Source organism: Westiellopsis prolifica IICB1 (assembly GCF_004323185.1).
Lineage (GTDB): Bacteria > Cyanobacteriota > Cyanobacteriia > Cyanobacteriales > Nostocaceae > Pelatocladus > Pelatocladus prolificus_A.
In genome coordinates this window covers 3,230,515-3,244,788 of record NZ_NAPS01000001.1, presented here as the reverse complement: position 1 = coordinate 3,244,788, position 14,274 = coordinate 3,230,515, and the positions used below count along the sequence as shown (strand labels likewise).

General features: G+C 40.9%; 13 protein-coding genes. 4 read left to right on the top strand and 9 right to left on the bottom strand.

Annotated features, from left to right (window positions below; genetic code table 11):
- Positions 1–276 precede the first annotated feature (276 nt).
- Together B4U84_RS13275 and B4U84_RS13270 are read left to right on the top strand one after the other, a co-directional pair.
- Positions 277–975, top strand: a complete 699-nt coding sequence (locus tag B4U84_RS13275; RefSeq protein WP_131118428.1) for a CAP domain-containing protein — start codon at positions 277–279, stop codon at positions 973–975.
- A gap of 18 nt (positions 976–993) precedes the next feature.
- Positions 994–1,851 (top strand): alpha/beta fold hydrolase, encoded by an 858-nt coding sequence (locus tag B4U84_RS13270; protein ID WP_131118426.1) that lies wholly within the window; start codon positions 994–996, stop codon positions 1,849–1,851.
- Positions 1,852–1,982: 131 nt separating this feature from the next.
- Here B4U84_RS13270 and B4U84_RS13265 read toward each other — a convergent pair whose 3' ends face one another.
- The 5 genes from B4U84_RS13265 to carA form a co-directional block, all read right to left on the bottom strand.
- Positions 1,983–2,285: a DUF1816 domain-containing protein gene (locus B4U84_RS13265; RefSeq protein ID WP_017312841.1), complete on the bottom strand. Its 303-nt coding sequence runs from the start codon at positions 2,283–2,285 to the stop codon at positions 1,983–1,985.
- A 70-nt stretch (positions 2,286–2,355) separates the two neighbouring features.
- Positions 2,356–3,324 (bottom strand): 23S rRNA (guanosine(2251)-2'-O)-methyltransferase RlmB, encoded by a 969-nt coding sequence (gene rlmB, locus B4U84_RS13260; RefSeq protein WP_131118424.1) that lies wholly within the window; start codon positions 3,322–3,324, stop codon positions 2,356–2,358.
- A gap of 201 nt (positions 3,325–3,525) precedes the next feature.
- The gene (locus B4U84_RS13255) at positions 3,526–4,008 is read right to left on the bottom strand and encodes a Mini-ribonuclease 3 (protein WP_131118423.1); all 483 of its coding nucleotides are present in this window, start codon (positions 4,006–4,008) and stop codon (positions 3,526–3,528) included.
- 302 nt (positions 4,009–4,310) lie between these two features.
- Positions 4,311–4,715, bottom strand: coding sequence for an STAS domain-containing protein (locus tag B4U84_RS13250; protein WP_016858418.1), 405 nt, complete (start codon positions 4,713–4,715; stop codon positions 4,311–4,313).
- A gap of 138 nt (positions 4,716–4,853) precedes the next feature.
- On the bottom strand, positions 4,854–6,032 hold the full coding sequence (carA, locus tag B4U84_RS13245; protein WP_131118420.1) for a glutamine-hydrolyzing carbamoyl-phosphate synthase small subunit: 1,179 nt from the start codon (positions 6,030–6,032) through the stop codon (positions 4,854–4,856).
- A 313-nt stretch (positions 6,033–6,345) separates the two neighbouring features.
- Between carA and B4U84_RS13240 the strand changes: the two genes are divergently transcribed.
- On the top strand, positions 6,346–7,434 hold the full coding sequence (locus tag B4U84_RS13240; protein WP_017312845.1) for a retropepsin-like aspartic protease family protein: 1,089 nt from the start codon (positions 6,346–6,348) through the stop codon (positions 7,432–7,434).
- Here the strand turns inward: B4U84_RS13240 and trpD are convergent.
- Complete coding sequence (gene trpD, locus B4U84_RS13235; protein ID WP_131118418.1) at positions 7,364–8,503, bottom strand: anthranilate phosphoribosyltransferase; 1,140 nt, start codon at positions 8,501–8,503, stop codon at positions 7,364–7,366. The two genes, B4U84_RS13240 and trpD, sit on opposite strands and share 71 nt — an antisense overlap.
- 715 nt (positions 8,504–9,218) lie before the next feature.
- On the opposite strand from trpD, the gene B4U84_RS13230 reads away from it, so the two are divergent.
- The gene (locus B4U84_RS13230; protein WP_131118417.1) at positions 9,219–11,060 is read left to right on the top strand and encodes a cyclase family protein; all 1,842 of its coding nucleotides are present in this window, start codon (positions 9,219–9,221) and stop codon (positions 11,058–11,060) included.
- A gap of 100 nt (positions 11,061–11,160) precedes the next feature.
- Here B4U84_RS13230 and B4U84_RS13225 read toward each other — a convergent pair whose 3' ends face one another.
- The 3 genes from B4U84_RS13225 to B4U84_RS13215 all read right to left on the bottom strand — a co-directional run bounded on the left by B4U84_RS13225 (position 11,161) and on the right by B4U84_RS13215 (position 14,262).
- The gene (locus tag B4U84_RS13225; RefSeq protein ID WP_131118414.1) at positions 11,161–12,528 is read right to left on the bottom strand and encodes a GTPase family protein; all 1,368 of its coding nucleotides are present in this window, start codon (positions 12,526–12,528) and stop codon (positions 11,161–11,163) included.
- Positions 12,529–13,000: 472 nt separating this feature from the next.
- On the bottom strand, positions 13,001–13,312 hold the full coding sequence (locus B4U84_RS13220) for a hypothetical protein (RefSeq protein ID WP_131118412.1): 312 nt from the start codon (positions 13,310–13,312) through the stop codon (positions 13,001–13,003).
- A gap of 332 nt (positions 13,313–13,644) precedes the next feature.
- Positions 13,645–14,262: a cytochrome c oxidase subunit 3 gene (locus B4U84_RS13215; RefSeq protein WP_131118410.1), complete on the bottom strand. Its 618-nt coding sequence runs from the start codon at positions 14,260–14,262 to the stop codon at positions 13,645–13,647.
- Between the last annotated feature and the right edge of the window lie 12 nt (positions 14,263–14,274).

The window sequence follows — 14,274 nt, the reverse complement described above, 5'->3', positions numbered from 1 at the left end:
TTTTTCCAGGACTTATACCATTTCACGTTAATCACGATACACATAAATTTTGTACCAGACGCGATATATCGCGTCTCTACACCATCTGTATTTGTATCAGGGTTTTAGTTCTGAAAATAAGGACTAAAGTCCTTACTACAAACAAACATATTCCTTCCCAATAAATTTTTAAAAATCTCATCAGTATTACTTCTTAACAAGCTATCCGGAAAGTTTTTCTATTGCTGTGGATCTCAAAATATATTGACTCATCACTGCTAAGTTCTGAGGTTATTAATGCATCGGCTGCTATCTTGGATATTTACCTCTATTCCCATAATCACAAGCTGTTCTGCAAATCAAGTCTTTCAGCCTGATTTTGTAGCGACAAAAACTCCTGTTACAACTTCTAATCCCCAGAAACGAGGAAATTATCTTTCGCCATTAGAACAACAAGTAATTGTGGAAATGAACAAGGCGAGGACTGATCCTAAAAGTTATGTTACTGTACTCAAAAATTACAGAAGCCGCTTTGTGGGTAATCAAGTCCGAATTTCTCACAATGTCTATTTACAAACTCAAGAAGGTGTAGCAGCTGTTGATGAAGCGATCGCCTATCTCAACTCGGTTCGTCCTGTGGGTGCTTTGAGTGCATCTCAAGGTATGTCTCTAGCAGCCAGGGATCATGTTAAAGACCAAGGTGCTAAAGGTGCAACAGGTCATGATGGAAGTGATGGTAGTGATCCCTTTACACGTCTGAATCGCTATGGAAGTTGGAAAATTACTGCTGGTGAGAACATTAGCTACGGTTCGCACACAGCCCAAGATATTGTCATGCAGCTAATTATTGATGATGGAGTGAGCGATCGCGGTCATCGCATAAATATTTTTAACCCAAATTTTAAAGTTTCAGGAGTGGCTTTTGGAATTCACTCCACATACAGGCAAATGTGCGTTATTAATTATGCTGGAGGGTATATAGAAAAATCTGTATAAAAAAAAAGGCTAAGAATCATGGGCGATCGCTCTGTTTTCCAAAGTTCCCCAGCCATATCCCTGAATGTCCAAATTCAAGGTCAGGGCTTCCCCATCCTCTGTTTACATGGTCATCCTGGTCATGGTTCTAGTCTTTCTGTTTTTACCGACCACCTCTCTCAACGCTTCCAAACTGTTGCCCCAGACCTCCGTGGCTATGGCAAAAGTCGGTTTAATGGAAATTTTGTCATGAGTGACCATTTAAATGACTTAGAGAGCCTTATAGACCGATTGCAGATAGAAAAATGCTTGATATTAGGGTGGTCGCTAGGTGGCATTTTGGCTATGGAATTGGCACTCCGGTTATCTGAGCGCGTTACTGGGTTAATTTTGGTAGCAACTGCTGCTAGACCGAGGGGAAACCATCCACCGATAACTTGGCAGGATAATTTTTATACCGGAGTTGCCTCTATCTTGAATTTAATCCAACCGGGCTGGGAGTGGAATATTGAGACATTTGGTAAGCGATCGCTATTTCGCTACCTCATTCAACAACATACTCCCACTACCTACAAATACCTAGCCAAAGATGCTGTGTCGGCTTATTTACAAACCTCAGCGTCTGCAACTCGTACTCTCTACACGGCAATCAAAGCAGGTTACAATCGCCTTGCTGACCTTGAGCAAATTCAGTGTCCTGCTTTAGTTATGGCAGGTTCTCAAGATCGGCACATCACACCCGACTCTAGTATAGAGACAGCCCGACACTTACAAAATTGCCAATGGCAGTGTTACACCAATACTGCTCATCTTTTCCCGTGGGAAGTCCCCAATCAGGTATTGAGCGATATTGATCATTGGTTGGAGGCGCATCCAGAAATAGTCAATTGTCATTAGTCAATGGTCAGGGAATTTTGGATTTTAAATTTTAGATTTTGGATTGTGAGAAAAACACTTATGGAGATCATCCAAAATCAAAAATCCAAATATAGCTCGGTGATTGATATTTGACTCTTGACCAGCCTTATTTACACTTGACCGCTAAAGACAGGCTGTACTTTGCGGTCAGTCAATTCCCCCAGGTCTTCAGCAATTGTCAATACCTCTGGTTTACAACGTTTTACATCTATAGCTATTCCTTGTGCGCCTTCCTGTTCCAAATCTTCTACATAACCTTTAACAGCTGCTTTTGCTTCTGTTGAGCTTAAAAACGGTCCAAAGTAGTATGTACATTTGGGATTCTGTGTAACAATTTCTATCCACCAAGCCAATCCCAAAGTATCGAATGCATTAGCGAAAAATTCCCTAGATTGTTCCCAAATAGTTTTCATGGTTTGCGCCAGTTTATTAACGTTGTATTGGGTCTTAAAGATTTGTTGTAGTTGTGTGCTTTACATTTCTTTATACTCTGTTACTACCGTTTTTCCAAGTGGTTTTTTGTAGTTTATCGAAATGTAGGGTATTTTTTTCCCACCGTTGGCGATAAATTTCATACAAGGCCATCCCCGCTGCAACTGATGCGTTTAGGCTAGGAGTCTTACCCTGTAAGGGAATTGACACTAAAACATCACAGCAACGTTGTGTCAACAAACTGAGACCTTCTCCTTCAGATCCAACTACTAAAACGATCGCACCATTAAAATCTACTGTTTGTATTGGTTCGCTACCTTCACAAGCAGTCCCATAAATCCAGAAGCCGGCTGTTTTCATTTCTTCCAAAGCACGGTGCAGATTCACGACTCTCGCAACTGGAAAATGTTCTAAAGCACCTGCTGCTACTTTCATGACTGTGGAAGTGATCCCAGATGCTCGTCGTTGCGGAATAATCAACCCTTGAGCGCCAATCGCTTCTGCTGTCCGAATAATTGCGCCTAAGTTATGGGGATCAGTGATCCCATCAGCAGCAACTATGACTGGATTGGTTACGGATTTGGCGCTTTCGATTAACTCGTGGAATTCTATGTAGGTATAGGGAGCAATTTGTGCTGCGATACCTTGGTGATTTCTCCCCTCAGTGATTTGGTCTAAGCGCTTGGGTTCTACCTCATCAATGATTGTGCCATTGTCCTTGGCTTGTAAGATCAAAGAGTGAAAGCGGTGATCGTAGCGCAGGCGGGAAGTAATCCAAATCCGGTTCAGTAAGCGTTGACTTTCCAATGCACTCAAGACTGGATAGCGACCGTAGATCAGATCGCTGTCTTGTGCATCATCTGGTGCTTTATCCTGTGGTTGTTGTTTGGTGTTTGGTGTTTCCACTTTTTTAGTGGAAGTGCGAACAATATTAGGAATAACGCGCTTGCCCTTTAATTTTAGGGTTTGTCCCCGGTTCCTTTCACCAGAAGTGATAATTTTTTTCGTGTTGTTTGCCATGGGATTGTTTGGGTTGTGCCTACAAGTGGGCGTCCGATTATTAAAAACTCAAAAATCATAAAACTTTTTTGCTTGGATTTAGCGATGACGACCTTTTTCGGTGTCCACAAGCTGTCATAGTTCAGTCTAAACTCATAACCTCACACCATATATCGAACATAAATAATAAGCAATTCTATTTTTATGAGGTTGTTTTTCTCACTACTTTTCTAATTGCAGTTGTTGCAATAGTTCAGTTAAACGTAGGTAATCAGTAAGATATAGATAGCCGATTAAAGTCTCTAAGCTAGTTGCTTGTTGATATATTTCCGGGTTTAGCCGTTTAGGACGTCCTGTGGCAGCATTACGGCCCCGTCGGACTATTTCTAATTCGCTGTGACGCAGATGAGGAATAAGCGATCGCAAATGCAGCGCTTGTTTTTCTGCCCTGACCTGCGCCACTACCAAACGATGATAACTTTCGCTTCGCTGCGGCGGCAGCAGATAATACATCCTAACATAAAGTTCGTATACTGCATCTCCCAAATATGCTAGAGCAACTGGAGAAAGTTGTTGTAGTTGTGCTTGGTCAGTGTGCTGTGGGAATAAATTTTCTACAGTTGTTCGCATCAATTCCCAACAAGACGAATCTAAGACCCCAGATTCACCTTGTTCATTCAATAAGTTTTCCTCCTTTGATTTCACAAGCTCATCATTCCTTGAAGACTATATTTGGGGGGTTTGGGATGCTGCATTTTTTAAGCAGATTCAGTGTTCTCCCACTAGACCAGCTTTATTTTAAGATTAGAATGAACTTTGAGATTGTGAACTACCTAATTTTCATTCTTTATAGTTTTTTTGGGATTGTCACTTGTCATTTGTCACTTGTCATTTGTCAAGAGTTAAACACCAACAATCAACAATCAAAAACCAAACTAACTTATTACAAAAATTAAGCTATCCAGATTGAACATCGGATAGCTAATTTTATCAGCACAGTCAAGCTATCAAGAAGGGTTCTTGACGTTTTCTAAAGCTTCATCGACTGATTTTTGCAGCATGAGAAACTTTTCTAAACGGACAAGCTTGACTGTTTGAGTTACGCGGGCATTAGTGACGATTTGCAAAGTACCTTCGGCATTTTGCGCCTGCTTGGCTAGTTGCACCAAAGCACCCAAGCCGGAACTATCAACAAAGTCGATTTGTGAGAGATCCAGAATAATGTGCTTAGGACCCTCGTCAATCTTGCTTCCTAATACTTTGCGGAACGTCGGTTCCGAAAACGCGTCTAACAAACCTGTGAGGCGGAATAGCTGACAGTTATCCCGGACTTCACGAGTACCTCTCAGGCTAACGGTTAGGTTTAGTGGTTCAGCAATAATTCCCTCCTCATATTCATAATGAACGCTCAAGTATAGATGGTTTTGGTAGATGTTGTCTACATTGGAGATCAGTTACCAGTTACCAGTTATTCAGTTATCAGTTAACAGCAAAAGGAAACTGTTCACTGTTCACTGTTTACTGTTCACTGTCTCGCACTTTCTCCATTTTTACTTTATTTTTACCTCATTAGAACTGTTTGCTGTTTGACGATCTGCGCGCATTGCTTGCACAAAATTCTCGAACAGGTAATCAGCGTCGTGAGGACCAGGAGAAGCCTCTGGATGGTACTGCACAGAAAATATCGGTAAATTCTTGTGACGTAATCCAGCGACAGTGCGATCGTTCAGGTTTAGGTGGCTGATTTCTACAGTTGCTTGAGGTAGGGTATCTGGGTTAATGGCAAAACTATGGTTTTGACTTGTAATTTCCACCCGTTTTTGTAAACCTGCTGGCTGATTCAAGCCACGATGCCCAAATTTTAGTTTATAGGTTTCTGCTCCTAGTGCATGACCCAAAATTTGATGTCCCATGCAAATGCCAAAAATTGGTTTTTGAGATGACACTAAAGCTTTCGCAGTCTCAATACCTTCGGTGACAGTGGCGGGATCACCAGGACCATTAGAGAGAAAAATCCCATCTGGATTATATTTGAGAATTTCTTCTATGGGGGTGTGGGCTGGAACAACAATAACTCGGCACCCATAACTTGCTAGACGGCGCAAAATATTACGTTTGATCCCAAAATCTAGAGCCACAACGGTGAAAGTTTCTTCAGAATTAGTTTTTGCTTCTGGGTTATACTCCCAAAGGGGATCAGTGGTTTGTGACCATTCATATGCCGTTTGGGTAGTCACTTCACGGACAAGATTTAATCCATTCATCGCAGGAGCTGCTAATACCCGTTCTAGCAGTTCTGCTTCGTCTAAAATTTCTGTAGAAATGCCGCCATTCATGGCTCCAAAAATGCGGATTTTCCGGGTTAAGGCGCGGGTGTCTATGCCGTAAATGCCTGGTATTTGGTGCTGTTTGAGGTAGTCTGGTAAAGATTGCGAGGATCGCCAATTACTCGGTCGAGTACAAATATTGCGCGCGATCGCTCCCCGGACATAGGGTCGATCTGATTCTTCATCCTCTGGATTTACACCTGTGTTACCCAATTCTGGATAAGTAAAAACTACTATCTGACCACAGTAACTAGGATCAGTCAGGACTTCTTGATATCCTGTCATACCGGTGTTAAATACTACTTCTCCGATGGCAGTGCCTGTAGCACCAAAAGACCAACCGCGATAAGTGGTTCCGTCGGCAAGAACAAGTAAGGCAGGTACTACGTCAAATAAGGCCATAGGCTGTTAGGTCGAAAAAAGGGATCGGGGATCGGGGATCGGGGATCGGGGATCGGGGATCGGGGACAAGGGAGCAGGGAGTGTGGGAAGTGTAGCGGGTGTGGGGAGGCAAGGAGGACAAGGAAGACAAGGAAGAATTTATTCCAATCCCGATGCCCAATGCCCCATGCCCCATGCCCAATGACCAGTCCACAGCGAAGAATTATTATCCCATGAATTTATCATTGATATAGTGCATCTTTTATTGAATTCGGATATGAGCATGATTCCAAAGTATCTTGGGTATAGGGGAAGGTATGCGTTCTAAACAATTATGCTTCAGTCTTTGTTATCCCAAGCCACGCTAATATTTCTTTCCAGCACACTGGCGATTTTTGCTGTTGCTTGTCGGGAAGACAAACAGGCTGTTGTGGATCATCAGCAACAACAACCAGAAGCTGTAGAAAAGAGTCCGATCGCTTCTGGTGAAAACACACCATTACCGACAATAACTCCACAACCACAGCAATACCAAGCTTCGGAAATCCAATCCGATACTTTTGAGTTAGGCTTGGATAAAGCAGCTAGCGCTGATACTATCAGTCAATCTGCTCAATCAACAGAAGATTGGAATTTAGTAGTTAGCCAGTATGAAGATGCGATCGCGTTGATGAAACAAGTAGATCGGCAAAGTACCTACTTCCCCAGCGCTCAAGACAAGATCATCCAATATCAACGCCGGATTAAATACGCTCGACAGCAAGCTTTCTTGAGCAAGGAACCACCACCAAAAGTCACAAAACAAGTACAACAACAACCTTCCAGGATAGTGCTTGTAGTTCCTCAACCTTCTGCTAAACCAGCAATTCTTCAAAAAACCCAACAACTAACAACCACTAACCAACAACCACTAACCAACAACCAACAACAGGTATTTGTAGCACCCACTACACAGCAGCCCAATCAACCTGTGGTGTTTGTCGCTCCAATTAAACGACGAGTTGGGGGGACACCAATTATTGATGTCACTTTTAATGGCGAGCAACAATTTGAGATGATTTTGGATACGGGAGCAAGTGGTACAGTCATTACCCAAGGTATGGCAAATACCTTGGGGATAGTACCTTTTGGGAGAGCCAAAGCAAACACAGCCAGTGCAAAAGCGGTGGAATTTCCCGTTGGTTATGTGAATTCGATGGAAGTTGGTGGGTTGACAACCAAAAAAATTCCAGTGGCGATCGCTGGAACAGAATTAGAAATCGGACTTTTAGGACACGATTTTTTTGGTGACTATGAGATCACCATCAAGCGTGATGTGATAGAATTTCGTCCACCATCTTACTCTGGGCAACTCAATCCTGTAGAAACTGGACTAACTGTTCCAACTTCGCCCAAGCCGCACCACTCTGAAGAATATCCCTAGCTAATTGTACACCTTTAGCGTGATCCAATAATGGGATTGCCCCACCCACTTGTAGCGCTAGGGCTGTATTTAATACTACTACATCCTGTTGTGCTTGTGTCCCCTTACCTTGTAGCACTGCCTTCAATATGTCCGCATTTTCTTGGACATCACCACCCACGAGTGCTGTAATTGGAGCAGGGGTTAACCCTAGCTCCTGTGGGTTTACTGTAGTTAATGTGACTTCATTGTCCGATAATACAGCCAAATCAGTAATATCACCCAAACCACCCTCATCCAATTTTTCTCTTCCGTGTAGGGCGATCGCTTTTTGTGTACCCAGTAATTGTAAGGCTTGAGCAATTGTTGTTAATAATTTGGGATCAAATACCCCAATTACTTGCCCTGTAGGACGTAAAGGATTTACCAAAGGTCCAAGTAAATTAAATACTGTCCGCACCTTGAGACTCCGCCGCAACGCAGCAACCGACTTGAGGGCTGGATGCCAACCAGGAGCAAACAAAAAGGTAATTCCCACTTCTTTGACTGCTGCTTCTACCTTCTCACTAGAACAGCTCAAATTTATACCCAAAGCCTCTAACACATCCGCACTACCGACACGACTGGATGCCGAACGATTCCCATGTTTCGCAACAGGTATACCACTCGCAGCAGCCACAAAAGCAACAGCTGTAGAGATATTAAATGTCGATGCTCCATCTCCTCCAGTACCGCAGGTGTCGATGAGGGGATCGGGGAAAGGGGATTGGGGATCGGGGAAAGGGGATTGGGAAAGAGAAATTCCTCCTTGTCCTCCTTGTCCTCCTTGTCCTCCTTGTCCTCCTTGTCCTCTAAGAGACTGAGATTGCAAGACTCCAGCCATTCCCGCTAATTCCTCAGCAGATACGCCTTTGCAATGTAGTGTAGCTAAAATTGCCCCTGATAATTCCGGGGGAATAGCCTCACTTAGCCATCCTTGCATCAATTCTGCTGCTTGAGGGCGAGAGAGAGACTGACGTTCTAGTAATTGTTGAAGCAGGTTAGACCAGATCGCAGAAGATTCTTGTCCAGGCTGCGAAGAATGATTCATAAACAAGTTTGTCTAATAAAAATAAATCCTCATAAATCAAATTAACTCGAAAGCGTATTGAGTGATGATCTGTCAAATTAGTTTTGAGGTATAAATAAACTAAATTCAGTTTATAAATAAATACACGGTTATATTATTGAATATAAATTACAGTTTATTTTAAAAAACATCAAGGATAAATCAAAGTGTATTTCAACACTAGATTTAAGATACTGAGTTCATCTTTGTCATTCCACAACAAGAGTCAAACAATTTTTTACAGCTAGTTAAGTATTTTCTTTCTCTTTAAAGTTGTCGTAGTATACGCAAATTATTTAGGGTTTTTACGTAAATTTAATTAAAGCTGAGTCAAAAGATAAATTATAAGCTGCTACCCTATTACTAATTCACTTTTTGCTGCAACATTTGAACCCTCTAAAATCTTTGGTTTACAGGATTTGGAGGGATTCTTTTTTGGGAGCGAGGATCAGGGAAAAGGGAAAGGGGATCAGGGAAAGGGGAAGGTGGGGTCCCCTCTGGGGATAAGGGGAAAAGGGATCGAGCATTGGGAAGAGACAAGGGAGTAGAGACGCGCTGTTTGAAGCGTCTGGGAGTGTGGGGAAAACTAACACAAAGAAATAGCCCCCTTGTCCTCCTTGTCTCCCGTGTCCTCCTTGTCCCTCTTCCGTTGCCCTCAGTTTCCACTTCCTGATTTTTGCTAAACTAGCAAAAGCTAATGGATTGCGATCGCCAAGTGTTACCAGAGGAAAATCATTCTGTTTTAGAAATAGCTCATTCCTATTTGCTCAACTCAGTTGCAGCTAAAGCTAATCAGATAGACAGCGACCCCGATACACTTATGCAGACGCTGCGAGGACTTGGAGATTTGGGTTTGCTGGCGTTACGTATTCCCCAAAATTGGGGTGGGAAAGGAGTTAGTGAAGACACTTTTCATAAATTTCAAGAACTGGTAGCACGCTACTCTGGTGCTTTAGCTTTTTTGCAAACCCAACACCAAAGCGCTGCTGCGATGCTAGTTGCTAGCAGTAATTTGAGTTTGAAGCAAGAATATTTACCCCGTATAAGTAAGGGTGAAGTTTTACTCGGTATTGGTTTTTCGCAGTTGCGACGTGTAGGCGAACCATTAACGGTAGCGAAACCAGTTCCAGGAGGATATCAATTAGATGGGGTCGTACCTTGGGTGACTGGGTGGGGAATATTTGATGATTTTATTATTGCTGCTACGCTTCCGGATGGCTGTGCTGTTTTCGGTGTTGTTCCTTTTCAGGAAACTCAGCAAAATTCAGAAAGCAAAATCACATTTACTTCACCAGCACAGTTAGCAGCGATGACATCAACTAATACCGTGGCTGCTAATTTGAGTAGTTACTTTTTAACAGAAGAGTACGTAGTTTCCATTAAACCAGCTGGATGGATTCATGAAAACGATAAAAATAATGTCCTCCGTGCCACCTTTTTAGCTACAGGTTGCGCTTTAGCTGGTTTAGATATTATAGAGTCCGCCGTAGAGACAAAATCATTGCCTGCGATCGCTTATGCTTTGACAACTTTTCAACAAGAACTAAATCAATGTCGCACTGCGATTCGTCAAGCACAGAAGAATACTAATATACAATTGTCAGAAAAACTACAACTACGAGCCTGGGCAATTGATTTAGCAACACGCATTGCTCATGCAGCTGTTACCGTTTCTAGCGGTGCTGCCAATTATTTACATCATCCTGCACAAAGAGTATACCGCGAAGCACTGGTGTTTACAGTTACTGGGCAGACGAATGCGGTAATGGAGGTGACGTTGGAGAGGTTGAGTAGGAGGTGGGGACAAGGTAGTGTGGGGGGACACAAAATTATTCAATCAAAAACTATAATTTATTCACGAGTCATTCATCTGAGTCATGTTATATATACTGATATTCCTCAGTGGGAGGGTGATCCTACGGTGGAATTTGAGACTGTTGCAGAAATAGAAAAAGATGGGTATTATCTGCGACGCTTTTCTTTAGGTGAACACAGCGCTACTCATATTAATGCTCCAAAAAGTTTTGATCATGCTGGTGTTGGCATTGATCAATATTCCGCAGAATCGCTAGTTGTACCTGCGGTAGTCATTAATATTCAAGAGCAAGTAAGAATTAACCCGGACTATACTCTCAATGTTGCTGATATTTTGGAGTGGGAAGAGCAATACGGGGAAATTACTAATGCAAATGTGGTTTTATTATACACAGGATGGCAGGAAAAGTGGTGCGATCGCACGGCTTTTATGAACCCAGATTCTCAAGGAAATATGCATTTTCCTGGTTTTAGTAGTGATGCAACTGAGTTTCTATTGCATGAGCGTCACATTACTGGAGTTGGAATTGATACACATGGTGTGGATTCTGGGCAAGATACTACTTTTACCACCAACTATTTAGTATTAGAGAAACCACGTATTGTTCTAGAAAATCTTACGAATTTAGATCAGTTACCGCCCAAAGGTGTAACTTTGGTGATTGGGATTTTGAGATTAAAAGATGGTTCTGGTTCGCCTGCTGGAGTGATGGCGTTGATTTGATGATTGCTGAAAGCTAGAGAAACTGTCACGCCAAATAGCTGAAAATATCCTTACACTAGATGAGCCATTTTACCGTATGCATTGCACAGGACACCTTAAACTATTTTACGTAGACAGCGAGTAATTCTTCTAATATTTCTGCAACTTGGTCAGCAATCTCTTCTACTTTATTTTCTTGTACAAGATATTTAATTTTTATAGCTTTATTATTTATTTTCAATTGGATTGCCTCATTGGATAGTTCCAGACTATCAATCTCAGCAAATCCATATAAAAGTTTGTACACGCCTGGCATTAGTTCTCGAAGTCCATCTACTCCTATACGTTTATGTATTAAAACCTCTCTTTCAAATTTCTTTCCAAAAAATGATTGTATTATGTGCAAAAAGTTCTTAGGAGTATAGGGAATTTTGCGTAGTTCAGTTCCTTTTTGTTTAGCCTTATCTCCTATTTTAAAAGCATCTCCATTACACTTTAACCATGTTTCTTCGTCAACAGAGTATTGTTTGCACTTATATGCAAACAGCCATAAATATGATGCCTTAATATCATCTTCTTGATCTCCTCTGAGTAATATGATTTCTGCTAGTAAATTACTTGATTCAGCAATTACAAACTGAAGACGATTTAACTTTCTAATATTTGTTAATGATTCCTGGAGCTTTGCGGGCGAAACTTTGTGAGGCATTATGCGAAAGAGATTAATAACCATTTCTGCTAATCCCTCTCCAGAAACAGATGAAATTGGGATGATCTGATTGTCAAAGATTCTGTTATAACTTTCTAGCTGTTCTCGTTTTTCCTGATTGGTTAGTTTATTTAGTTCGTCAATATGAGTACCAGCTACGATAATACGTGCCTGATACCGATCTTTAAGCTCAAAAAAGAAAGACTTAAATGCCTTTTTTTCATATTTGTTTAAAGTTCGTGATATATTTATTACTAAAATAACAGCATCTAATAGTGGCGATTGTCTCAATTGTTCAGTAGACAATTCAACTATTTCATTTAATGTCTCTTGAAAGGGTACAAATTCAAATTCTTTCGCATCTTCTTCTTGAGATATTCCTAAAAATAACCTAGTAATGTTTTCATATCCAAACTCCTCATTGCCTCCAATTCCAGGTGTATCATAAATAATTAAACCACTAGGGAATTCTGCTTTAATAACGCAACTTGTAGTGTCAGCAGTTCGCCTAACTTCCGCGATTGATTGACCAAAAAGTGCATTTATTAAACTAGACTTTCCAGCCGATGTCATACCAACTAATGCAATTCGAGGAGCAGAACCATTATTCATTCTGTGCAGCGTTTTGGCAATTACATCTGGATTATTGTCAGAGTAGCTGGAATCATAGTCCTTCGTAAAGTGATTCCATATATATTGACTTAAAGTTACAGCATCATTAACAATATCAGATTTCGTTAATACTTTGAGAAAAGCCTGAATATTTTTGAGTACTTCCATATATAACTTTTTCCTAGATAATATTTACAAAATGCTTAGTTTATATCCCGTAGAGTGAAGAGGTTAAGAGTTTCGTCATCACTTAGAATAAGAGAAATTTAGTCTGTATTATTTATTGCTATTCTGCTCCTTCCATTCAGTATTACAATACGGAAAATTAAATATTTTAAAGGCAGAAAAAACTATCACTTTATCTAAATAAAAGCTTTGGTATCTACAGCTAATCAAGATTATTAGTTTAGTTAGTGGCGGTTTATTACAAAGAAAGGCAGAGGGCAGGAGGCACTTATGCTGAAGGCATTCTGTCTCCTGCCCTCTGAAAAAAAACTTTAGTTATGGGTTTAAAGCCCATTTAAAAAAAGATGTTTTTCGAGACGCATAGCGCGAGGAAAAACGGCGTCCTTGCTTCAATCCCACGTTTTTAAACGTGGGTTCCTTCTGCCCTCTGCCCTCAGCATAAGTGCCTTCTGAATTAATCTGGAAAGCAATGTCCGCATTTATTGAGAATAAATGTCCCAATATAATCACCAGTATTTAGATCAAAAATCGGAACTTCTGTTCCACTGGGTAAATTGTGAATTGGTAAGACTCCCAAATTCACAATACCGATGAAATCATCCAAGTTTGAATATTGAATTTTATGAGAACCCCAAAACCTATTAAGACTAACACGATGTAGTTCACCACTTACTGGGTTAACAATGTAGTCGAAGCCAATTTCTTGTGCTTCCCGGTAAAGTTGAAGATTCTTAAGAATCTTTCCGTAAAGTTTTTGATTGATCACGATTTACCATAGACGAAAGACCTGTAGTTATATAGTTCCCAAAAAACTTTAATTTTGAACATTAATTTCACAAATCCGATAGATGAAATCAACTTGAGATTTCAAGTGATGGAATCAAAATTACCAATCCCTATCAACTTCTTAAACTCTTTGCGTCCTTTGTGTCCTACCCTTACGGGAAAACGCTAGGGCGTTTATGTGGTTCGTTAACATAAATATCCCTGGGTGGGAAGGGACTAATTAATTTTTATTTCTTTGTATGAAACCACCTGAAATAAAAAACCCCCAATCGGGGGTTAAGGTCATCAAAGTAATGGAGTAAAAAGTAATACTCACAGTATATACAATAATCCGAATAAGATTATCCAAATCACGTCTACGAAGTGCCAATAAATTTCAGCAGCTTCAATCCCAAAGTGCTTTTCACTACTGTAGTGTTCTTTTTTGCGCGATCGCCACAACACTGCCAATATTGCTAAAACACCAATCGTCACGTGCAAACCGTGGAAACCAGTCAAAACATAAAATGCACTGGCGAACAAATTAGTTGTCAGACCAAATTCCAGGTGGAAGTATTCATACATTTGTCCCGCCAAGAAAATGATCCCCATAATCGCGGTAATTGCAAACCACATTTGCATACCGCGGACATCATTCTTTTTAATAGCGGTATCAGCATTATGAATGACAAAACTGCTTGCAATTAGATTTATGGTGTTGATACCGGGAAGCAATAGTTCTAATTCTGGCGTACCTTCCGGTGGCCAAGCAGGTAATGTCGAACGAAAAGCTAAATAGGCTCCGAACAAGCCCATGAAAATCATCCCTTCGGCGATTAGAAATACAATTAGTCCAAACAGGCGATAGTCATGATGTTCTTCGTGGTGAGCAGTTTCTGCTGCGTGATGATAATTTAGGGCTGTTTTTGCTGGGTCAATAGTTTGACTCATGAATCTTTTTTA